This window comes from Bradyrhizobium sp. McL0615 (genome assembly GCF_049993905.1).
In the GTDB taxonomy this organism is placed as follows: Bacteria; Pseudomonadota; Alphaproteobacteria; order Rhizobiales; family Xanthobacteraceae; genus Bradyrhizobium.
This window is the reverse complement of the sequence record NZ_CP188254.1, coordinates 3,600,565-3,622,872: the sequence shown is the minus strand read 5'-3', so window position 1 is coordinate 3,622,872 and position 22,308 is coordinate 3,600,565. Positions and strand designations below refer to the sequence as shown.

General features: G+C 60.0%; 14 protein-coding genes. 6 read left to right on the top strand and 8 right to left on the bottom strand.

The features are described from left to right. Nucleotides 1-40 precede the first annotated feature (40 nt). Together ACPPVP_RS17060 and ACPPVP_RS17055 are read right to left on the bottom strand one after the other, a co-directional pair. Nucleotides 41-673, bottom strand: coding sequence for a cytochrome b (locus ACPPVP_RS17060; RefSeq protein ID WP_426536257.1), 633 nt, complete (start codon nt 671-673; stop codon nt 41-43). Further along, the gene (locus tag ACPPVP_RS17055; protein WP_426537905.1) at nt 670-1,725 is read right to left on the bottom strand and encodes a catalase family peroxidase; all 1,056 of its coding nucleotides are present in this window, start codon (nt 1,723-1,725) and stop codon (nt 670-672) included. The genes ACPPVP_RS17060 and ACPPVP_RS17055 overlap by 4 nt, the downstream gene beginning before the upstream one ends. A 435-nt stretch (nt 1,726-2,160) precedes the next feature. Here ACPPVP_RS17055 and ACPPVP_RS17050 point away from each other — a divergent pair, with 435 nt between their 5' ends. From ACPPVP_RS17050 to ACPPVP_RS17040, 3 genes are all read left to right on the top strand, one after another. Then, complete coding sequence (locus ACPPVP_RS17050; RefSeq protein WP_426536255.1) at nt 2,161-3,054, top strand: SDR family oxidoreductase; 894 nt, start codon at nt 2,161-2,163, stop codon at nt 3,052-3,054. A gap of 112 nt (nt 3,055-3,166) precedes the next feature. Then, on the top strand, nt 3,167-3,448 hold the full coding sequence (locus ACPPVP_RS17045) for a hypothetical protein (protein WP_426536253.1): 282 nt from the start codon (nt 3,167-3,169) through the stop codon (nt 3,446-3,448). A 280-nt stretch (nt 3,449-3,728) separates the two neighbouring features. Continuing rightward, nucleotides 3,729-6,617, top strand: a complete 2,889-nt coding sequence (locus ACPPVP_RS17040; protein ID WP_426536251.1) for an ATP-binding protein — start codon at nt 3,729-3,731, stop codon at nt 6,615-6,617. A gap of 42 nt (nt 6,618-6,659) precedes the next feature. Here the strand turns inward: ACPPVP_RS17040 and ACPPVP_RS17035 are convergent, their stop codons facing one another. The 3 genes from ACPPVP_RS17035 to ACPPVP_RS17025 form a co-directional block, all read right to left on the bottom strand. Further along, the gene (locus ACPPVP_RS17035) at nt 6,660-7,655 is read right to left on the bottom strand and encodes a Bug family tripartite tricarboxylate transporter substrate binding protein (RefSeq protein WP_426536249.1); all 996 of its coding nucleotides are present in this window, start codon (nt 7,653-7,655) and stop codon (nt 6,660-6,662) included. A 330-nt stretch (nt 7,656-7,985) separates the two neighbouring features. Continuing rightward, nucleotides 7,986-10,838, bottom strand: a complete 2,853-nt coding sequence (locus ACPPVP_RS17030; protein WP_426537903.1) for an ATP-binding protein — start codon at nt 10,836-10,838, stop codon at nt 7,986-7,988. A 175-nt stretch (nt 10,839-11,013) separates the two neighbouring features. Further along, nucleotides 11,014-11,874, bottom strand: a complete 861-nt coding sequence (locus ACPPVP_RS17025; protein WP_426536247.1) for an RNA polymerase factor sigma-32 — start codon at nt 11,872-11,874, stop codon at nt 11,014-11,016. Between the two features lie 403 nt (nt 11,875-12,277). Here ACPPVP_RS17025 and ACPPVP_RS17020 point away from each other — a divergent pair, with 403 nt between their 5' ends. Further along, a complete protein-coding gene (locus ACPPVP_RS17020; RefSeq protein WP_426536245.1) occupies nt 12,278-12,658 on the top strand; it encodes a response regulator transcription factor in 381 nt (126 codons plus the stop codon). 16 nt (nt 12,659-12,674) lie between these two features. Here ACPPVP_RS17020 and ACPPVP_RS17015 read toward each other — a convergent pair whose 3' ends face one another. From ACPPVP_RS17015 to ACPPVP_RS17005, 3 genes are read right to left on the bottom strand one after another with little or no spacing between them, the layout of a single operon-like run. Then, nucleotides 12,675-13,454 carry a carbohydrate ABC transporter permease gene (locus ACPPVP_RS17015; RefSeq protein ID WP_426537901.1) on the bottom strand — a complete coding sequence of 260 codons (780 nt, stop codon included), beginning with the start codon at nt 13,452-13,454 and terminating at the stop codon, nt 12,675-12,677. A 50-nt stretch (nt 13,455-13,504) separates the two neighbouring features. Next, entirely contained in the window at nt 13,505-14,455 is a 951-nt protein-coding gene (locus tag ACPPVP_RS17010) for a carbohydrate ABC transporter permease (protein ID WP_426536243.1), read from the bottom strand. Next, nucleotides 14,456-15,772, bottom strand: a complete 1,317-nt coding sequence (locus ACPPVP_RS17005) for an extracellular solute-binding protein (RefSeq protein ID WP_426536241.1) — start codon at nt 15,770-15,772, stop codon at nt 14,456-14,458. A gap of 330 nt (nt 15,773-16,102) precedes the next feature. On the opposite strand from ACPPVP_RS17005, the gene ACPPVP_RS17000 reads away from it, so the two are divergent. Together ACPPVP_RS17000 and ACPPVP_RS16995 are read left to right on the top strand one after the other, a co-directional pair. Beyond that, complete coding sequence (locus tag ACPPVP_RS17000; protein WP_426536239.1) at nt 16,103-21,607, top strand: trifunctional serine/threonine-protein kinase/ATP-binding protein/sensor histidine kinase; 5,505 nt, start codon at nt 16,103-16,105, stop codon at nt 21,605-21,607. Continuing rightward, on the top strand, nt 21,591-22,223 hold the full coding sequence (locus ACPPVP_RS16995) for a response regulator transcription factor (protein ID WP_426536237.1): 633 nt from the start codon (nt 21,591-21,593) through the stop codon (nt 22,221-22,223). Before ACPPVP_RS17000 ends, ACPPVP_RS16995 begins: the two co-directional genes overlap by 17 nt. Nucleotides 22,224-22,308 lie beyond the last annotated feature (85 nt).

The window sequence follows — 22,308 nt, the reverse complement described above, 5'->3', positions numbered from 1 at the left end:
GTATCCTTGTTGTTGGCGGTGGGGAAATTCCGGCTGCGCGTCACGCGATGCGATCTTGCTGACCAGGAGTATTTTGGATTGCTGGCGCGATGGCCGCGGAACGTAGCGTTTTCATTGTGATGATGTCCTTGTCCCGCAACGGCAGGGGCGCGATCGTCTCGAATACGCCATCGCGCCGGATCAAGGCGTGGAACAAACCTGCGGCCAGATGCAGCAACACCAGTGCGAAAAACGCAAATCCCAGATAGACGTGGGCATTCCAGAGCAGCGTGTGCAGGCCATCGCTCTGCGGCAGCAGCGCCGGAATTTGAAGCCCGCCATACAGGACGACGGGATAAGCCGCTGCCCAAAGCATTCCGAGGCCCAGCAACGGCATGACAACCATGAGCGCATACAGCATCTGATGCGACAGTTTTGCGCCGAGCTTCATCACCATCGGCAGATTGGCCGGCAATGGCGGCGCGCCATAATACAGCCGTAGCGCCAGCCGGATCGCAACAAGCGCCAGGAGAGCGACGCCCAGCGTCTTGTGGATGAGGATGAGCGGCAGATAGTTCGGCATGACTGTAGACACCATGCCCACCCCGATGAAGAGCATGGCGAAGATGCAAGCTGCCATCAGCCAATGCAGCAGCCGCTGAAGCGGCGCAAAACGATAGGGAGCATTGCTCATGGCTTGACCGCCTCGGTTCGTGGATAGTCCTTGGCTTCGGCCGCGCGCAAATCATAGGATTTGCGGTAGACCGATGAACGGGCGGCGGGAAAAGGATCGTCCGACACCCGGATGCCCGCCGGGAGAACGGTCGGATCGAAATTGATGTCGCGGCAAGAACCATCCCGCTCCGGTTCGATCTGCAGCACGACCAATGTTCCAACCTCAACCGTGCGACGGCCCGTCGGCCAGGCCTTGCTCGGGTCGGCCGTGGGGTCGCCCGGATTGGCCACGGTGATGACCATGGTCCATCGTTGCGGCCCCGCGGTCTGAACCCGTTCCTTGATCTCTTGCTCGAGAAAGTCCGGGCCGCGCTTTTCGAGATCGGCTTGCGAAATCGAAACGGGCTGTGCCGACGGCAGGAGCGACCATCGCACCGCGTGATCCCCGCCGTTCGCATCCGTGAAGACGAAACTATCAAGACTGTTATAAGGCTCCTCCGCATAACTGTCGGTCCAGGGCGCCGTCTTGGCCCAGGCCGCGAACCCGGCAAACTCCGGATTTGCGCGGGCGAACGCTTTCATCGCCTCGGGATCCTTGCTGCCGGATGCGAGCAACAGTTCGTGAAATGCCTGCGGCGTGGAAACCGGAAAGATCGGCGGGCTGATCATCGCCGTCCGCCACTCTTCGCCGTCCGCCGCTGAGATCAGCAGCCCCATGCCACGCACGCGCACGGTCGCATCCACCGCGTTCGGATTGGCTGTGCCGAGATTGAAACGGCCCAAGGCCGGGTAGCGGCCTTGCGCGAAGACCTTGGCCCGAGAGAGCTCGACCCCGTTTCCGTTCGCCTCGAACACACCGGTGAAACAGATTCCCTTGGCATGATTTCGTCGGTGCCCGAGCGGCGCGCCGCTCGGCGGCGTCAGCGCCTCGATCATCCGTTCCGGCGTGAGACGTCCGGGCGAGAGCCAGCCCGCGGTGTACGCGAAGGCGGCGGCGCCTCCTCCGAGCACGGCCGCGATCAGGACGAGCGACCCAAGCCCCGAGCGCGATAGTTTGCCTGGCTGGTTCATTCCGCCTCCGTGTGATGCGCAAGCCGCCTGGTGATTGCGGTCCGTTGATCCAAACGCGCGGATTCTTGTAGCCGGCCACCACTGCACCGATCTTCTCAAACGCACCGGCAATTTCGGGAAGGCACGCCGGGCGGTCCCACCATGCGGCCGTCCTGTCGGATGGCGCCGGCCGCACCCCAATTCAGTGGGCAGGCGGCATGGCGGCAAATCCTCTCGGTTCAGTCTCCGTCGAGGCTTTCCCGTCACCTGAGCGGGCCTTTTCGAAATATTTCGTGCTTTTAGGAAATCGCTCGCCACGGTCGAAAGACCCACTTGGTGCGGCCCCTTATTCCGGATGCTCTTCGCTCAAAGGCGGCGAAGCGGATCACCAAAACGATGCGGCTGTGCCTCCGCGGGGCTGCCTTTTATGCGGAGACTTTGGATAGTGGGAAGCGAATGGGCAAAGTGATCATCGTCACGGGGGCCGCGAACGGCATCGGAAGAAGCATCTGCCAGGAACTGGCGCACGCGGGCCACAAGGTATACGTGTCAATGCGAGAAACGAAGGGCCGCAACGCGCGTCGCGTTGAGGAGATCAGAGCAGACGCGGGCAAGCATGGCGTCGATTTGCGCACGATCGAGCTCGACGTTTCTTCCGAGGCCTCGGTGAATTTGGCCATCGAAACCATCATTGCCGAAAATGGTCGCCTGGACGTGGTCGTGCACAATGCCAGGCAGGTCGTATACGGACCGACGGAGGCTTTTACGCCAGAGCAACTTGCCGAACTCTACGATACCAACGTGCTGAGCACGCAGCGCGTCAATCGCGCGGCATTGCCTCAATTGCGCAAGCAGGGCCAGGGCCTGCTCATCTGGATTACGTCGAGTAGTGCGCGAGGCGGCTCGGTACCCTTCCTGGGCGCCTATGCTTCGTCGAAAGCGGCGCTGGATGCGCTGGCATTGAGCTACGCCGGTGAGCTCGCTCGTTGGGGCATCGAGACGACGATCGTCGTTCCCGGCGCTCTCGGGCCCGGCCATTATGTTCGCTCCGGCAGGCCGGCCGACACCATTCGGGCGGAAGAATACGCGGATGGTCCGACCGCGGACGTGAGCGAAATCGCGCTTTCGGGCCTTGCGGAGCTTTCGCCCCGGGATCCGGCCCCGCATGAGGTAGCGAGCGCAATAGTGAATGTCGTGGACACGCCGTTCGGACAGCGTCCGTTGCGGGTTCACTTCGGTCCAGACGATGATGGGGCTGCTGTCGTCGACGCAGTCGCCGATCGCACTCGGGCGGAACTGCTTCGCCGGATCGGGCTGGCAGACATTCTCAAGCCGACGGTTATCGGATAGACTGGGCCCGTCTCGCGAATATGCAGCGTGAGCCTCGATGAGCAACCCGTCTGGAGCATCGAGATCGCGGCGTGTTCGCGCCCATGGCGCGAAGTTTGCGGATTGCTTTGGGATGCCCGAGCCGCCGACACATGTCCACCGAACCTTGCGCCGCGGGCTCCTTGCCGGCACTGAACTGCAGTTCGACAAGCCGATCGAGCAGAGCGCCTCGCTGGGAAATGACGACGCGTCCCTCGTATCGGTGTTTCTCAAAGACATCGTTGATCACGAATGCTGGTATAACGGCCGCCCCCTCCCCGTCGAGACCTGGGATGCCGGCGAGACCTACGCCAGCCTGAGCCCCGGACGCTGGCGCCGCACATTCCTGCCATCGACCGATGATCCTGGGAACTAGCCGCCATGTACGACATCTCGCAAACCTTGAACGGCGGCCGTTTTGGTCCTTTTCTGCAATCCGGGACGGTTTTCTGAAAAACTGGGATACTCCGAGCTCGTATGTCCACCCGGCAAAAGTGACGCACGTGTGAAGTGCGGGCGCTCCTTTACCCCGATACTGTCGAATGTTACGCTTGAGGCAGCCGCTACGTTACAAGCCTCGGTGCGCTCCCAGGCTTTGGTGCACTCCTAAGTCATGGAACGTCACAAGTCGGCTGTCGGGTTGAGATCCCCAAAAAATGAACTTCCGCTGGCGAAGCAGTGACACGACGACCGTTACCGGATCTTCCGCCCAAGATATCTTTGTCTTCGGGCCGTTTCTCCTGCATGCCGCGCAGAAGCGGATCGAAAGGAATGGCAGCCCAATCCAACTGTCGGATCGTGCGTTCGACATCCTGCTGACGCTGATCATCCAGGCGGGCACCGTCGTCAGCAAGAGCGATCTGATGGCCAGCGCATGGCCTGGCGTCAACGTCGACGAAGGCAGCCTGCGTGTCCATGTCGCGGCACTTCGCAAGGCGCTCGGGGACGGCAGGGCCGGCGCCAAATATCTGAGCACGGTCTCCGGACAGGGCTACTGCTTCGTCGGCTCGGTCTCGCGCCGGGAAAGCGCAGAACCCGCGCCGGTCAGGTCCCCCCCCGCTCACGACCACAATCTGCCGGCGTGTCCGCGGCTGACGACCGGACGCGAACGCACTATCGAAGACATATCGGAAAAGCTGAAGGTCCAGCGTTTCGTTACCATCGTCGGCCCCGGCGGCATCGGCAAGACGACGGTCGCCGTTTCCATAGGCCACGCCCTGCTCCCGGATTTTGCCGGTCAGGTCCACTTTCTCAGCCTCGGCGAGATCGGCGACGCCGCTCTCGTACCCGGCATCGCCGCATCTGCGCTTGGACTTCCGGCGCGATCGAACGATCCCTCGGGCAGCCTGGCGGCATTTCTGCGCGACAGGCGAATGCTGCTGATTCTGGACTGCTGCGAGCATGTCATCGAAACGGCAGCGGCGCTGGCCGAACGGCTTTTTAAGGAGGCGCCGGAGCTGCATATCCTGGCCACGAGCCGAGAGTTGCTGCGTGTCGAAGGCGAGCACATCCATCGCCTGCCGCCGCTCGCAAGCCCACCGGAAGACGCCGCTCTGACGGCCGCAAGCGCGCGCACCTACCCTGCCGTGGAGCTCTTCGTGGAGCGCGCGACTGCCGGGGGTAGCGAGTTCGAGTTGACCGATGCGAATGCGTCGGATGTCGGCAACCTCTGCCGCCGGCTCGACGGCATCCCGCTTGCAATCGAGCTCACCGCTAGCCACGTGTGCGCATATGGCGTGAAATCCATGCTCGAACTCCTCGACAAGCATTTTAATCTGCTGTGGGAGGGACGGCGTACCGCGCTGCCTCGGCACCGGACGCTACGCGCAACCATCGAGTGGAGTTTCAATCTTCTGTCCGAGTCAGAGCGTGTGATCCTCAGCCGGCTGTCGGTGTTCGTAGGCAGCTTCACCCTGGAGGCCGCTCAATCGATCGCCGCCTCCGAGTTGATCGACGATGACATGATCATGGCGGCCCTCGCCAGCCTGGCCGCCAAGTCGATGCTGACGCTGAACACAGGCTCAACGCGCTACAGGCTTCTGGACACGACCCGGGCCTACGCACAGGAGAAACTTGCCGCCAGGGTGGATGGCCGGTCGATGGCGCAACGCCATGCCTCATACTTTCTCGGTCTACTTGAACGCGCGGGTGACGAGACGGACCAACATCTATCGGCGATCGCCGATCAGATCGGCAACATACGCTGCGCGCTGACATGGTGCTTCTCGGATCAAGGAGACCGCAGAACCGGCGTGGCCCTCACTGCGGCATCGATACCCCTGTTCTTCAAGCTGTCGCTTTTGGCCGAATGCCAGCTCTGGGTCACGCACGCCATTGAAGCGCTCGATCCAACGGCCGCGAATGTCAGATACGACCTCGCACTTCACGCCGCACTGGGATCGGCCCGGCTACTCACAGGACAAATCGACGATTTGAGTGTTGCTTGCTTCAACCGGGCGCTTGAGCTGGCCGAGAAGACCGGCGACGCGCCCAGTCAGATCCGCCTGATCGACCGGCTCCATCTGCTCCAATTGTTCGCCGGCAACTTCGACGACGCATTGAAGACCGCCAAGCGCGGCGAGGCCGTTGCCATCGCCAGCGAAGACCCCGCTGCAGTGGCGCGCATGCGCGTATCGCTGAGCATCTCCTACCACTATCTTGGCGACGTCGCCGCCTCGCGCGCCTACATCGAAGCCGCCTTGCGTCGTCCGGGCCGGGACGCGAAAATCCATGGCGACCTGCCTCTCAACTATACCGGGCGCGCCCACATCACCCTCGCCCGCATTCTCTGGCTTCAGGGACATCCCGATCAGGCCGCGGAAACGGCGCGCAGAGTCGTTTCCCACGCCATCACTGCGAACCATCCGATCATGCTCTGCAGAGCGCTGCTATCGGCATTCGCTGTCTTCTATTGGAACGAGGAGCTGGAGAACTACGAGGAGCACATTGACAGGCTCGTCGTTGAGACCCGCAGACACGGCCTCGCGACCTTCCAAGTTGTCGGCGAAGCCATGAAGGGAATCGCGCTGCTGGCGCGGGGCGAGGCCGATCCCGGGCTCGCCATGCTGAAAAACTCGGTCGAGAAGCTGCAGAGCCAACGCTTCGGCGTAGTAGCCGGGCTTTGCGCACCGTTCGCGACAGCTTTGGCAGCGACAGATCACGGCGATGAAGCACTGGATACGATTGATCGGGCGATTGCCCAGGCCCGACGTTGTAACTTCATGATGGAAATGCCCGACATGATGCGGGCAAGGGCAGAAGTGCTGATGCGCAGGAGCAAGCCGGATTTCCTGCAGGCGGAACGGAGCCTCACGCAATCGCTTGAGTTGGCCCGGTATCAGGGCACGCTGGGTTATGAACTGCGTACCGCGATCAGCCTCACGAGGCTGTGGCTGCGACAAGGCCGCCGCGAAGAAGCGCTGGACATGCTTGCGCCGATCTACGGGCGATTTACCGAGGGATTCCACACACGCGGCCTGACGGCGGCCAAAGAATTTCTCGCGGAATTGGGCTCCCGGCGTTCGGGTTCGCTTGCGGCCCATTGATCGCGCCGCGCGGCGGCCCGACACGGCGCGAGCTTTCTTGCCTCAATCGCGCTTCAGCCCGATCGACTTGATGATGGGAGCCAAACGACCCAGCTCGTCTTCGACCAACTGCTGAAATTTATCCGGGCTTGAATCGATGTCCGGCTCCAAGCCCTGCAAACGATAGGTTTCCTGCAACGCTGGTTCGGACATCGCCCTGCGGGTGGCCGCGGCGATCCGATCCACGATCCCGTCCGGGGTTGCCTTGGGCGCAAACAGGCCAAACCAGCCGGCATATCTGAGGCCCGGCATGCCGGACTCGATGACGGTCGGAATCTCCGGCGCCCCGCTCAACCGCTTCTCGCTCGTCACCGCGAGCATGCGCACCTTGCCGGCCTCGTGTAACTGCAGGAGCTGACTGGACACGACCGCGATCATCGAGGGGATCTGGCCGCTGATGAGGTCATTGGTCGCGGGCCCCATGCCCCGGTAAGGGACGTGGACGATTTCAGCCGGAATGCCCGATTGCTGCCTGAACATCTCGCCGACGAGATGGTTTCCGGTACCTGCCCCCGGCGTCCCGTAGGAAAACGTGCCGGGATTGGCCTTCGCGTAAGCGGCCAGTTCTTGCAGATTCTTGACCGGCAGCGAAGGATAAACGACGAAAGCAAGCGTGCTGGTGATCAGGCGGTAGATCGCCCGGAAATCGCGGACCGCGTCGTAGGCAGGACGTGCCGAGGACAACGGAATCATGACCTGGGTGCTGCCGTTGCCGAGCAGCAGCGAATAGCCGTCGGGTGCACTTTGCGCCACGGCGGAGGAGCCGAGCGCGCCGCCGGCGCCGCCCACATTCTCGACGTAGGTCGGGCCCAGCAGCGACGCGATCCGCTCGGCCCAAGGCCGGCCGATCTGGTCACCCGCGGCGCCGGCCGTATAAGGGATCACCAGCCGAATGGGGCGAGAGGGGTAGTCGTCCGCCCTCGCGCAGCCGGGCCAAGCGATCAACGCGGCAGCACGCACGGCCGTTTCAAGGAGTTCTCGTCGCGAGAAGGGATACATCGTGCGCACGCTTTTCAGAGACCAGCATCGATCATTCTACAGTAACGGCGCAGGACAGAACACCGTGCATGGTGACGGCTGCCGTGCAATTCCGATAGAAGAGCGCGGAATCGAAAGACCTGCGTGATACGCCAGGACATGCTGATCCCGGCATACGACATCGGAGCTAGCACTGCGTGCCCCCCTGCGACACGAGAGGCTGCACGGAGAGCAAGTTGCCGGACGTTCTGGAGCACGGGGGATGCGGCGCTCGCCGAGGCCGCACGCGTATCCGATTGCATAGGTCGGATACCTCCCCCGGGGCATCCGCCAGCGTACCGCCGGTTCAACCTATCCGGTCGAAAGCCGCTCCATCATGGTTCGCGCGCACCTCATATCCGATGTCTCGAAGCCTTCGGTGAACTTCCCGTATGCGGAAGCGAGAATGTGGTGTGCGTCGGCGGGACGGTCCTGACTGATCCGCAATCTTGCAAGACTGATCGCCGTCCTTAGTTCCCAGAACAGCGCGCCTTGGCTGCGTGCCACCGCGAACGCCTTGTCGAAGGCCTGTTCGGCCGCGGCAACAGAGCGATACTCGCCGGCATGCAGCAGCAATTCACCTTTGATGCGCAGGAGCTCGGCCTCGTACCATCGCTCGTCCCTCGCCTCGCATCGCGCAAGCGCCTCGTCGACCGTGGCAAGACCCTGCGACACCTCGCCGGCCTCGCCAAGGCATGCCGCCAGTTCGCCGAGAGGCAGCAGGAAGCGCGGCAAGAACCGTGCGTCGCCCGCCAGCTCAAGCGCCTTGCGCAGCACGGGCAGTCCGTCAGCGACGGCGCCGCGTCGCGCCATCACCACCCCCCTGAAGGCACGCGCCCACAAGTTCCACAGGCGGATCGGGTGACGTTCGGTGTGCTCGATCAGCAATGTGCAGTAGCGCTCCGCCGCGTCGAGATCACCGGCAAAGAAAGTGATCGGGCAGGCGCCCTGCCCCAGCACGCTGCAGAATGTCAGGGCGTGACCGCTCGCGCGGCCTTCCTCGATGTTGTGCTCGACGACGCTCAATGCCTGATCCGCCAATCCAAGCAGCCAAAGGATACGGGCGTGGAAGTAGTGCGCCGAGGCCCGCAGGTCGAACCGGAAACGGATGACCTGCGGCTTCGGCGACAGATCCGCAAGGGACGACAAGGTTCGCGTAATGTGATGATGCGCCAGCCTCTGATCACCGAGATAATGCAGCGTGGTGGCGAAAAGCCGGTCAGCCATCATCCGGTCGACGGAATTGCTGGAATCCGCCACGCCCGCGGCGAAGCGATGCGCGAATTCAAGCGCCTTCCGAAACGCCCCATTGTTGAACTGATCGATGCACAGCCCCCAAAGCGCGCGCAAAAGGTAGTCGCGGTCGCCGAGCTCCTCGGCAAGCTGCAGGGTCGCGGCCCAGGCAGGACCGGCCTCCCGAGCCCTCCCAACACCGTACATCAGCGACCAGCCACGCGCGGCCGACAATTGCATGCGCAGTTGCAGTGCGTTCGCGGCGGTCGCGTCGAGACTTGCCAGTGCCAGCTCGGTCAACTCGCGGCATTCTGCGAGCAGCGACGATTGCACCCATAGCGGGACCGCCGCCGCGGTCAACGCCGCCCCGATCTGCGCGTCTCCGGCAGGCGAGAACGCCCAATCGAGACTGGCGCGGACATTGTCGATATGCCGGCCGTAGATGGCAAGCCACTCCGCCTGCTGTTTCAGCTCGCTATCGGTTTCTGCGCTGGCGAAGAAATCGCAATAATATTCGGCGTGGCGTCGGGCGGCATCGGAATATTCTCCGCTCGCATGCAGCTTCTCCAACGCATAGGCGCGCGTCGTATCCAGCAGGCGATAGTAAGGACGGTCCCCGCGAATGTCGGCGACAACGAGCGACTTGGCCACCAGATTGGCAAGCTGACCGGTGACATCACTGATGTGATTTCCGGCAACCGCAACCACTGCATCGAGCAGGAAATCTCCGGCGAATATGCCGAGTTGCCGCAGAACCCGCGCTTCGGCCTCCGGGAGCAGGTCGTAACTCCAGTCGAGCGTCGCGCGAAGCGTCTGCTGTCTGGGCACCGCGGTGCGCCGACCGGTCGTCAGGAATTTGAACCTGTCGTCGAGAAGTGCCGCTAGTTTCGGCGGGCTGAGCATCACCGCACGCGCCGCGGCAAACTCGATCGCGAGCGGAATGCCGTCCAGCCGCCGGCAAATGGCTGCGACGGCGCCCAGGTTCTCTTCGTTGCGCGAGAAATTGGAACCAAGCGCTTGCGCCCTGGTCATGAACAATTCTACCGCTGTGTGCTCAAATACAGCGCCAGGGGCAAGCCGTGCTTCGGGCGGCACGCCCAGCGCAGGAACGCGATAGACATGTTCGCCGTCGATACGCAGCGCTTCGCGGCTGGTTACAATGATGGTCGTCTCGGGACAGTGGTTGACGATCGTTTCCGTCAGCCTGGCCGCTGCATCGACGACATGCTCGCAATTGTCGAAGATGAGTAGCAATTGCCGCGCACCGATCGCGCGCGCGACGGATTCCGGTGAGATCTCCTCGCCTTCCACTTTGATGCCGAGCACACCGGCGACGGCCGAAGGAACAAGTTCGGGATTGGACAGTGAGGCCAGCTCGATCAGCAATCGATCAACCGCAAAGCCGGCCGGCAGCGATCTGGCGGCCTGTAGCGCAAGCGCCGTCTTGCCGATCCCTCCGGGCCCGATGAGGCTCACGATCCGATAGGCTGACAGTAGCTCCCACAGCTGCGCGATCGCAACTGTGCGGCCGATGAGATCGAACCTCGCCGTGGGAATGTTGGTCGACGGCGGCAGTTCCGGCGCGGCCGATTGACGCGGCGCATCCATATGCCGGATCCGCCATGCCCCCAGCAGGCGATAGCCACGGCCGACTGTCGTGCCCAGCATGTCGCGATCGGAGCCGAAAGCCTTGCGGATCGCCGCGATATGCACCCTAAGCGCGCTCTCCTCGACGAAGACCCCCCGCCAAACCCGTTCCGCCAGGTCATTCCTGGAGACCAGATCGCCCCCCGCCTGGACTAATTCCCCAAGAATTTCAAAGGCCCGCCCCCCCAACGGGACCGGCTTCCCGATGGAGCGCAGTTCTCGTCTGGCAAGATCGATTTCCCATCCCGCGCAGACGTAGACGGGGCGCTGGCCTTGCCCAACCATCATTGGGGTAGCCCCAAGCAGTTTCTAAGTTTCTGCCAGTACCATCAGCCAGCTCAGAAAGAAAAGGCAATTCGCCCAAAGGCAAAGGTGGCCCGCAATCCGGCATTGACTTGCCGGACGAAGGACCGGCGGCGCGATCGGCGTCACTCGCCGCTTTCGTCCCAACCAGCCACTCTCAGGCCGTGGATCGCGAGGGTCTCAAATTCCTTGTCACGGCGCGCTTGACCTTTTCGAAGGCCGATGTCTCGATCTGCCGCACGCGCTCGCCGGAAATGGACAGCTCACGTCCGAGATCCTCCAGGCTCGGCGGATCCTCGCGGAGCCGCCGCTCCACGAACACACGTCGTTCCCGCGCGGTCAGCACATCAAGGGCCGAACGAAGCGCTTTGGCCTTCTGCGCGGCTTCATCCTGTTCGGCGACAATCGCCTCGGCATTCGGCGAATGATCGACCAGCATCGCCTCCCACTCGGTCGGCCCGTCATCGCCGACGGGCGCATTCAGGGAAAGGTCGCCCGTCAGACGGCTGCTCATTTCGATCACTTCGCGAACGGGGACCACGAGCTCATGCGCGACAGCCTCGGCCACCTCCCGCGTGAGCCCTGCCCTGTCGCCGCCGAACTTGGTTATGGCGCGCCGCAAGCCAAAAAACAGCTTCCGCTGCGCGGCCGTCGTCCCGATCTTGACCAGCGATCGCGACCGCAGGATGTATTCGTGGATCGCAGCCTTGATCCACCACAGGGCATAGGTGGAAAACCGGGCGCCGTGGCCGGGCTCGAAATGCGAAGCCGCGATGACGAGGCCGAGATTGGCCTCGCCGATCAGATCGGCCAGCGGAAGGTCGTATCGCTGGTAGCGCCGCGCGACCTTTGCCGCCAGCCGGAGATGGCTGGTGACGAGCGCGTCGGTCGCGCTGCGGTCGCCATGCTCCTGCCAGCGTCGTGCAAGCTGCTGCTCGCGCGGCTGTTCGAGCAGGACATATCGCTTGATGAGCGCGGCGTATTCATCGACGAGCTCCCGCGGTCTGCCTTTGGTCAACGTCTCCCGGCTGTCTGCTATCAATGTTGTGCTATGGGCATTCATGGGTCGCTCCAATCCGTCGAGTCCGGTAGGCGAACCCTAGGAGAGGACACCGCTGCGCATCTATTAAATTGGGATTGAGGATTCTAAATTCGCCGTTAGCGTATGCGCTGATCGGTCTCGAATTTCACAATTGCACGGTCCGTCTGGACAGCAACTTCGAAGCAACCGCTTTCCGTGCGACGCTTTCTCAACAAGGCTCAAGACTAGCTTAGCTTTGTAAAAGGTAATTCAGCGGTGTGCCGTGACCTAGACCATGGTCTATCCAGACGCGACTATCGGCCGACTCTCGACGCTTCGACATAGCTTGAGCTATTGCCGATTTGGGCGATATGATTGATTTCGTCGCGAGGATACCGCTTTGACATCAGATCCTCTTATTGCCTGTATCGACGATAACGGGGCTGTCTGTGACGCAATAGCCGGATTTCTGAAGGCGCTTGGCTTCAGGGCCGAAATATTTTCGTCGGCTGAGGAGTTCTTGCAATCCAATCTGCTTGAGCAGACATCGTGTCTGATTACCGACATCAAATTGCCCGGGATATCCGGACTTCAACTGATAAGCCAGCTGGCGAGATCAAGCAGGCGCGTTCCGACGATCGTCATCACCGCGTTCTCGAGCGAGCGCGTTCGTGCACAGGCACTGAAGGCCGGCGTGATTTGCGTTCTGGACAAGCCTGTCGCCAAAGACGATCTGCTCGCCTGCATTAGGACTGCCCTGGAGCGATCGAAGGAACTTTGATGGCACAAGCATCCCTCTATTCCTTCACTGCGCCGGCCGTCAAACCGCCCACGACGAAGTTTTGAAGCAAGAAGACGACCGCTATGATCGGAAGTAACGACAACACGCTTGCCGCGGCGACGAGTTGCATCGCCGAACCGGCGTAAGCGCCGAAGAAGTAAAAGATGCCGACCGAGATCGGCAGCATATCCGGTTGACTGAGCAAAATGAAGGGGACGATAAACTGCGACCATCCAAGCATCGCCGTTAGAATGAAAGTCGACGCCAGCCCCGGCAGGCTGACCGGAAGTATGATACGCAAGAGCGCCTGTAAACGACTGCAACCGTCAATCATCGCCGCCTCATCGAGCTCTCTGGGAACGGCATCGATGCTCCCTTTCATCGTCCATGTGGCGATCGGCGAGTACATCGCGATATAGACGAGAGTGGCACCAAAATGAGACTCGGTCAGGCCCATCGCCTGCATAGAGCGATAGAGCGGCACCATCATCACCAGCGGCGAAACCATTTGAAATCCCAGGACCAAAAAGAGCAATTGAGCTTTGCCTCGGAATTGCAGTCGGGAAAACGCGTAGGATGCGGGAACGGCGACAACGCAGGCGCCGGCAGCGCCCATGATCGAAAGTTTGAGGCCATTCCATAGGTAGCCAAGGAACTGATGATTGTTCAGAACCTGAACGAAGTTTTGCAGCGTAGGCGAACGCGGAATGACGTGCAGGTTCCTCACAAGGATTTCCGCCGGCGTCCGAATGGATAATGACAGCAACCAAAGCAAGGGAAGCGCAAAAAACAACATGATCAGCGCAAGCGCGATATAGATCGTGATCCCCCGCTTGTTGCAATAATTCAACGCAATCCCCTGAATAACAGCCAATAGGTCGTCGCGACCGCAAGGTTGATGAGCAGCATCAGGACCGCCAGCACACTGCCCTGCGCTAGATTGAAATCATAAAAAACCATATTGTACGCCGCTAATGCGAGGACCTCCGTTGAGCGCCCGGGCCCTCCGCCGGTCAGCGGCATCACAATTTCAAAGGTGTTTAGAGAGAGGACGCTGACAATGATGACGGTGATCAGAAGCGTCGGTCTCAGTCCTGGCAGCGTAATGTGCCAGAACGTTTGAATAGCGGTCGCGCCGTCGACCGCCGCCGCTTCGTACAAGGTCGGAGAAATGGTCTGTAAGCCGGCATAAAGCAAAATCACGCTGAGTGCAGTACCATACCAGATGTTGGCTACAGTCGCAGACCGGATCGCCATCCAGGGGTCCGACAACCATGGGACGGGCGGCAGCGAAGTGAACTTCAGCATGGCATTGAAGAAGCCGAAGTCCGCTTCACTCAAAAGGAACTGCCAGGTGATGGCGGAAGCAACGCCGGGAACGACCCACGTCGCCAGCACGGTGACCCGAACCGCTCTGACGCCGAACAGCCGCCGTTTGAGTCCAGCCTGAAGAGCCAACGAGATCAACAATCCGAGTGCGGTTTGGCCGATCACGCTGCCGGCGACGAAAACGAAGGTCGCCTCCAGGATCTGCAACAGAGCGGGATCTGTTAAGATGGATCGATAGCTATTCAGAGTGTAGCGGTAAGACGTGTCCAAGAGCGTTGCGTCTGTAAAGCTTGTACGCAGGACCTCAAGAACCGGATAGACGTAAAAGACCGCCAGCAGGATGGCGATAGGACAAAGCCACCAGAAGGGATGGTCCCCCTGATTGAGCCGCAAAGCGCTGCGCGCCGCTCCCGGGGAATTCTTCTTTCGGTCTTCGCCCGAGCGCCGACGCTGCAGTGGCATTTTCATCTATGGTTTGGGAACGACTTTGGCGACTTGCTCCATCGCCTCATCCACGGCGTTCTCCGCAGTGCGGGAACCCGAAAGCGCGCTGCTGATTGCGATTTGCAATCTGTTAGAGATTGCGGTGTAGATCGGATAGCCCGGTCGCGCCTGACTCTTGTTCAGATATTGCTTGATTCGCTGATAGACCTCAGAGCGAAACACTGGCATGGAATCGAACTCGCTTTGCCGTGTCGGCAATAATTGAAGAACTTCGACCGCCGACCCCATGTAGACTTCACGAACCAAGTCCATGCACGCCTTTACTTTCTCCGGATCCTTCGAAAACGACGCAAATGTCCAGCCGCCGCTGGCCGTCGAACGTTGCTCCGCCGTCGGCCCAGGCAACATCGAAATTTCCCATTTTGCGAAAGCATCAGGCGTCATCGCCGCCTGCATCTGCCCAATTACCCAATCGCCATTGATCATCATGGCGGTGCTCCCCGCGATAGCCGAAGCAGTGAGGTCGCTGTAGTCGCTGATGCTTGCGACACGGGCCGGTGCCGCGCCCGATTTAATCAGGTCCTGATAATAAGCAATCGCGTTCAGCAGATAGGCCCTATTCGGCTCCTTTCCAAATACGGGTGTCCCCTTTTCGTCGACGAGCTTGCCGCCTTGCGCCCAAAAGTTTGGCAGGAAGTCGACCATCGTGGTCTCGTTGCGGCCGCCGTTGAACAGCAGACCATCAAGACCTGGGGTCGTCCGCTTGGCAGCCAGCGCCGCCTCTTTCGTTCGCTGCCAGGTGTCGGGGGGGTCGGGCACGTGCACCGTATTGCGGAATAGCAATCGCAGATCGGTCGTCCACCACCAAGCATAGATGTGGCCCTCGGCATCGGTCACGATGGGCCTGACGAAAGCGAAGAAATCCTCGACCTCCTCCTTCGTAAAATATTGTTCGATCGGTTTCAGAAGGCCCTGTTGAATGAATAGAGGGACCGCGAATGAATCCATTGAAGTACAATCGGGTGCGGTGCCATTCCTGGCCTGCTCCAGCAGCCGCGCATGTTCCTGCGGGATTTGAAGAGACATTAATTGAATTCGAACGCGCCAGTCGGGATGGTTGCGGGCATATTTTTCATAAAGCTCCGCCATTCCCGTCGCAAACTTCGGTTGTGCGTTATTGTTCGAATGCGCGGTGAGAACGCGGAAAGTGAAGCTCTTGGGTGCATCGGAGCGGCCGATGCGATCGGGCGCAACAAGGTCTTCGGTCCATGCACTGCCCGTCGGCTGAAGACAGCCGATCAACAGAATGACGAGCAGTCGCAACGTTCGGTTGAACTTCATTGCCGTCGGTCCCGCTGTAGGCACATTATTTCGCTGAAGCCGGAGGGGCCAAGTGGGAATTTTGGCCTATTTTTTGCCTTTGCGCAAATATGCTGTTTTACTGGGGGCTACTAAGCGAAAATGACCCAGTTGCATTCGATTAGCGCAAAATTACTACGCCAGCCAAGCCGAAGCAGTTGCTACTACTCGGCTGATGGGACAGACAAGTAAACCTAAGAATTGCTGTCGAAGGCTGCATCTGGAAGCGTTATCCTACTCCTCTGTCCGACTAATCTACCGTTATGGAGCAATTGATACGACGGTCTGGCGCAGTTATCGGGGTAAAGGAGAATGAACCTCAACGATTACGAGCTAGAGACGCTGCACGACGACGGGGAGTTTGCGTTACACCGGGTCCGGCAGCGCAACAATCCGGTTTCAGTTTTAGTGCTTACCACCTGTCGGCCAACGCTCACTAAGAGGCTCGAACACCAGTACGCGCTCGCAGACGACCTCGATCCCAGCTGGGCGGCGCGGCCTCTGGCGCTAATCCGCGACGATGGGTCTGCCACCCTCGTACTCGAGGACAACGGCGCCGAGCCTCTCAGTCGCCTCATCAATCGGAGGTTGGAGCCAGCGCAGTTTTTGCGCCTAGCCATCAGACTCGCGGCTGCTGTCGGTCAAGTCCATCAGAGCGGTTTCGTTCACAAGGACATCAAGCCCGCGAACGTGCTGGTCGATGCAGCAGGCAATGTCCGACTCACTGGCTTCGGTATCGCGTCGCGATTGTTGCACGAGCGGCAGGCTGCCGGGCCGCCTGAGGAAATTGCTGGCACGCTCGCCTACATCGCTCCCGAGCAGACCGGGCGGATGAACCGCTCAATCGACGCTCGCAGTGATCTCTATTCGCTCGGGATCTCCCTTTACGAAGTACTCACCGGCGCATTGCCGTTTACTGCCTCTGATCCGATGGAATGGGTCCACTGCCACATTGCCCGCCTTCCCGTTCCGCCACGCAATCGATCAACTGCGGTTCCGGTTCAGCTTTCATCCATTGTGATGAAGCTGCTGGCGAAGAACGCCGAAGATAGATATCAAACCGCGGCGGGTCTCGAGGCGGACCTGCGGCGTTGCCTGAAGGCATGGGAAGCGTACCGCCGTATCGATCCATTTTCACTGGCCGAGCACGACGGTTCGGATCGACTGTTCATCCCTGAAAAGCTTTACGGCCGCGGAGCCGCAATCGGCGCGCTTGTCTCCGCTTTCGATCACGTTGTGACGCAGGGCACGATCGAATTCGTGGCCGTATCCGGCTATTCAGGTGTCGGCAAATCATCGGTCGTGAACGAACTTCATAAATCGTTGACACCGGCGCGCGGCCTTTTCGCAGTTGGCAAGTTCGACCAGTACAAGCGCGGCATCCCGTACGCCACGTTGGCGCAGGCTTTCCAGTCTCTCGTCAGACAAATCCTTGCCAAGAGCGAAACGGAGGTCAGCCAGTGGCGGTCGGCGTTACTCGATGCGCTTGGTGCCTACGGGCAACTGATGGTCAATTTGATACCGGAGCTTGCTCTCGTCATCGGAGCGCAGCAACCGGTTCCGGAGCTCCCGCCACAGGATGGACAGAATCGGTTCCAGGCCGTGTTTCACCGCTTCCTCGGCGTGTTCGCCACGCCGGAGCATCCGCTTGCCTTGTTTCTCGATGATCTGCAGTGGCTGGACGCCGCCAGCCTCGATTTGCTTGGACACCTCGTCACACACCCCGATGTGAAGCACCTGCTGCTGATCGGCGCCTATCGGGACAACGAAGTCGATTCTGCGCACCCGTTGACGCGCATGTTGGCGTCAGCCCGCCAGACCGGGGCGCGGGTCACACAAATTGTGCTGGCGCCCCTGGGCAGCGACGACATCTGCAGCCTGGTTGCAGACGCGCTTCGCTGCGAAAAGACGGCTGTTCAGCCTCTGGCTGATTTGGTGCATGAGAAAACTGCCGGCAATCCGTTTTTTACAATCCAGTTTCTCACTGCCTTGGCAGAGGAACGACTGATCGGGTTCGATCCGGAGACGCTCGCCTGGCGTTGGGACATGGAGCGGATCCGAGCCAAGCGGTTCACTGACAACGTCGTGTCTCTCATGATCGGAAAGCTGCAACGGCTGCCCAAAGTCACCCAGGAAATTCTGAAGCAGCTGGCGTGCCTGGGTAACAGTTGCAAGATCGTCACGCTGAGCAAGGTATCCGGACGAACCGAGGAGCAAATTCACGCGGCTTTCTGGGAAGCCGTTCGCGCCGGCCTCGTCCTCCACCAGAGCAGCAGTTATACGTTTCTCCATGATCGCGTCCAGGAGGCTGCTTACGCTCTTATCCGCGAGAGTGAGCGGGCGGCGGCCCATCTTACGATCGGCAGGGCACTCTCTTCACCATCAACGGGGCCGGAAGAACTTGAGGAGAGCATTTTCGAAATCGTCAGTCAATTCGATCGCGGCGTCGGACTGATCACAAACCAGGAAGAGCGCAAACACGTTGCTGAACTCAATCTCATGGCTGGAAAGCATGCTAGAGAGACTTCCGCTTACGCGTCAGCGCTGGCCTTTCTGACCGCTGGAAGCGAGATACTGACGGCGGACAAATGGCAAAGGACTCATCAGCTCGCTTTTGCGCTCGAACTTTTCAGAAGCGAATGCGAGTACCTGACGGGGGACCTGGCGTCCTCGGAAGAACGGCTCAGGCTGCTTTCGGGTCGCGCGGCGAACCCGGTCGATGAAGCCGCCGTCACGTGTCTGCGTGTGATCTTGCACACCAGTTTGGATCAGAGCGACAGGGCGCTCGAGATAGGCCTGGAATATCTGCGTCGCGTTGGCATCCGCCTGCAGCCGCGCCCGACGGCAGAGGATGTACGCCTCCACTATGAGGGATTTTGGCAGCGACTTGGGGTCCGCCCGATCGAGTCCCTCATTGACTTGCCGCCAATGCTTGACGCCGATCGATACGCAGCCATGACCGTCCTGTCGGTACTTGTGGTACCGGCCACCTTCAGCGGCAAGACCAGGAATCTGGGGGTGATCATCTCTATCCGGATGGCGACGCTCAGTCTTGAACACGGCAACAGCGATGCGTCGGCCTATGCCTACGTAGCTTTGGGCATATTTCTGGGCCATGTTTTCGACGACTTTGAGTCCGGTTACCGCTTAAGCAAAGTCGGCCTGGAATTAACGGAGAAGCATGATCGTTTTCGGGCCCGCGTGTACCAAACTTTCAGCAATCACATCGCTCCATGGATGCAACACCTTCCGATTTGCCGTTCCCTCGTGCGGCGCGCGTTCGACGCGGCGCAGGAGGCCGGCGACCTTTTCTTTGCAGCCTGTAGTTCTGCTGACATGGTTACCAACCTCCTTGCTGCTGGAGAACCGCTCAGCGAAGTCGAGTTGGAAGCCGAGAATGCCCTGGCATTTGCACGAAAGGCCAAGTTCGGTCTCGTCATAGATGTCATAACTGGGCAGCTCATGCTGGTCCGGAATCTTAGAGTTCCTACTTCCCATCTTGTCTCTGTCAATGACGCGGTGCTTATGGAGACGCAATTCAAACAGCGTTTGGAGAGCGATCCCCTGCTGGCAAAGCCCTTGGGTTGCTATTGGATACGCAAGCTGCAAGTGCACTTCCTTTTGGGTGACTACCCATCCGCACTCGCGACGGCGTCGAAAGCGGCGCCTTTGTTTTCGTCGTTCTTAGGTGACTTCGAACTGGCCGAATATCATTTCTACGGCGCACTCACACGGGCGGCGGTCTGCGACTCGGCGATCCCTGATCAATGGCAGCAACATCTGGAAGCACTGTCCGCACATCACGCACGGATTGTGGGTTGGGCAACGAACTGCCCCGAGAATTTCGCAGACCGCGCTGCACTGCTCGGAGCCGAGATCGCGCGCCTGGAAGGTCGGGCCCTGGACGCAGAGCACCTGTACGAGGAGGCCATTCGGTTGGCCCGCGAACGCGGCTTCGTCCAGAACGAGGGAATCGCGAATGAACTCGCCGCACGGTTTTACATGTCGCGTGGATTCAACAAGATCTCCGACACATATCTCCGTGACGCGCGGAACTGTTATCTCCGTTGGGGTGCCGAGGCCAAGGTTCATCAGCTTGATCGCGACTACCCGAGCGTCCGGAGCTATCCGACGTCGCCGGCGCCGACCAGGACCTTCGACGCGCCCGTCGAGCAACTGGATATCGGAACGATGTTCAAGGCCTCGCAGGCTCTTTCCAGCGAAATCGTGCTGGACTCCTTGATCGAGACATTGATGCGAATCGCCGTTCAGAATGCGGGAGCTGAGCGGGGCATGCTCATCCTTCTACACAACAACGAGCCGCAGATTGCGGCGGAAGCCTCCACTCATCACGGCACGATCGAGGTCACGCTTCAGAGCGAATCAATTTCGTCGAGCAGCTTCCCTCATTCCGCACTCAAGTACGTGATCAGAACGCGGGAGGGCCTGATCCTGGACGATGCCACGGCAAGCGATTTGCTGTCGGACGACGATTATGTGAAAGAGCGCCGCCCCAAGTCTGTTCTGTGTCTACCTATCATCAAGCAGGCCAAGCTCGTCGGCGCACTTTACCTGGAAAACAATCTAGCGGCGAATGCGTTTTCGCCGAACCACGTCGCGGTGCTGGAATTCTTGGCGTCGCAGGCCGCGATCTCTCTCGAGAACGCATACCTCTATGCTAACCTGTCACGGAGCGAAGCCTTTCTCGCGGAAGGGCAACGAATGAGCCACACCGGCAGCTGGAGCTGGAATATTGCGACTGGAGAGCTCGTTTGGTCGGAGGAACATCGTCGAATCTTCGGCTACAATCCGACGACGGAGAATGGGCTGACTTTGCAGCTGTTTGAGGAGCGAGTGCACCCGGAAGATCGCCCTTATCTTCAGCAAAGGCTCGACGCAGCGATCCGCAACGGCACCGGATTCGCGTTTGATTTCCGGATTTTGCTGCCGGACGGATCGATCAAATATGTACACGGCGCAGGCCGGCCAATTGCAGGACAATCCGGAGAAGTGCTGGAATATATCGGCACGACAATCGATGTCACAGAGCGCAAACGCAACGAAGACGCATTACGCGATGCTCAAGCGGACCTCGTGCATGTTGCCCGGCTGACAACGATGGGTGAACTCGTCGCATCGATCGCACATGAGGTAAACCAGCCGCTGATGGCAATCGTGACCAACGCCGAAACGTGCTTGAGCTGGCTTGCCAGGCCCGAACCAGATCTTGCCGAAGCGCGAAATGCCGCGGAACGCATTGTCAGAAATGGCCACCGCGCCGGTGAAATCATCAGGAGCATTCGCGCGCTGGCCAGCAAATCTCCATCACAAATGGCTAACCTTGACGTGAATGGCTTGATCGAGAGCATTCTCGAATTGATTCAGGCTGAACTTGCCAGACATGAAGTCTTCGTCGAAGCTGATCTGTTCCATGGACTCGAGCCGATCATGGGGGACCGGGTTCAGTTACAGCAGGTTGTCGCTAACCTGGTCATGAACGGCATCGAGGCAATGAGCGGCCTCCAGCACCAGCGGCGGGTATTAAGGATCAAAACGCGGCGCGATGGCGAGGATGACATTCTCGTTGCGGTGGAAGACGACGGCATCGGGCTTGATCCGGCAAATGGCGATCGCATTTTCGAACCCCTGTTCACAACCAAGCACGAGGGTCTGGGCATGGGCTTGTCGATCTCGCGCTCGATTGTGGAGGCGCATGGTGGCCGACTCTGGGCATCGCCGCGCTTTCCCGTTGGTTCCAGTTTTCAATTTGCGTTGCCGGCGTTGAAGAAAGGAACTTCGATTGACGACCTCGCGTAACGATGCTCAGCCGACCGTAATCGTCATTGATGACGATAAGGATATTCGCGACGCGCTCGAAGGCCTTCTGAAATCGGTAGGTTTGCGAACAAAACTGTTCGCTTCGGTTCAGGAGTTTCTCGACACTGATCTTCCGAGCGGCCTCAGATGTCTCGTCCTCGATATCAGGCTGCCAGGGCGAAGTGGGTTGGATTTCTACGATAGTCTGGTGGCGGAAAACGTATTTTTGCCGGTCGTCTTTATCAGCGGACATGCCGATATCCCAATGTCAGTCCGGGCCATGAAAGCAGGCGCGGTCGAATTCCTGACCAAGCCGGTTCGTCATCAGGATTTGCTGGATGCAATCCACCTGGCTATCGAGAAGGATCGTGACCACCGCGAAACGGAGAGTTCGGTTGCGAAAATCCGGGCGAACCTCGCTACCTTGACGCAGCGCGAACGCGAGGTGTTGGAACACGTGGTGGCTGGTCGCCTGAACAAGCAGATTGCCGCCGACATCGGAATCAGCATGGCGACGGTCAAACTTCATCGCGGCCACGTGATGCAAAAAATGCAGGCGGTATCGTTGGCTCAGCTGGTTAGAATGGTCGACAGGGTAGGCCTCTTAAAGTCGTAGAGAATCCAACCCGTCATTTGCGATTGATGCCTGTAGGCGCATTAGCCGTTTCCCTGTGGTGAAAATTGGCGATCGCGACACTCGA

What these genes read in the sequence shown, in the direction of transcription:
- ACPPVP_RS17005 (WP_426536241.1), bottom strand. Translation starts at nt 15,772, where the DNA reads ATGAAGTTCAACCGAACGTTGCGACTGCTCGTCATTCTGTTGATCGGC.
- ACPPVP_RS17060 (WP_426536257.1), bottom strand. Translation starts at nt 673, where the DNA reads ATGAGCAATGCTCCCTATCGTTTTGCGCCGCTTCAGCGGCTGCTGCAT.
- ACPPVP_RS17010 (WP_426536243.1), bottom strand. Translation starts at nt 14,455, where the DNA reads ATGAAAATGCCACTGCAGCGTCGGCGCTCGGGCGAAGACCGAAAGAAG.
- ACPPVP_RS17045 (WP_426536253.1), top strand. Translation starts at nt 3,167, where the DNA reads ATGCCCGAGCCGCCGACACATGTCCACCGAACCTTGCGCCGCGGGCTC.
- ACPPVP_RS17040 (WP_426536251.1), top strand. Translation starts at nt 3,729, where the DNA reads ATGAACTTCCGCTGGCGAAGCAGTGACACGACGACCGTTACCGGATCT.
- ACPPVP_RS17000 (WP_426536239.1), top strand. Translation starts at nt 16,103, where the DNA reads ATGAACCTCAACGATTACGAGCTAGAGACGCTGCACGACGACGGGGAG.
- ACPPVP_RS17015 (WP_426537901.1), bottom strand. Translation starts at nt 13,454, where the DNA reads ATGTTGTTTTTTGCGCTTCCCTTGCTTTGGTTGCTGTCATTATCCATT.
- ACPPVP_RS17030 (WP_426537903.1), bottom strand. Translation starts at nt 10,838, where the DNA reads ATGGTTGGGCAAGGCCAGCGCCCCGTCTACGTCTGCGCGGGATGGGAA.
- ACPPVP_RS17035 (WP_426536249.1), bottom strand. Translation starts at nt 7,655, where the DNA reads ATGTATCCCTTCTCGCGACGAGAACTCCTTGAAACGGCCGTGCGTGCT.
- ACPPVP_RS17055 (WP_426537905.1), bottom strand. Translation starts at nt 1,725, where the DNA reads ATGAACCAGCCAGGCAAACTATCGCGCTCGGGGCTTGGGTCGCTCGTC.
- ACPPVP_RS17050 (WP_426536255.1), top strand. Translation starts at nt 2,161, where the DNA reads ATGGGCAAAGTGATCATCGTCACGGGGGCCGCGAACGGCATCGGAAGA.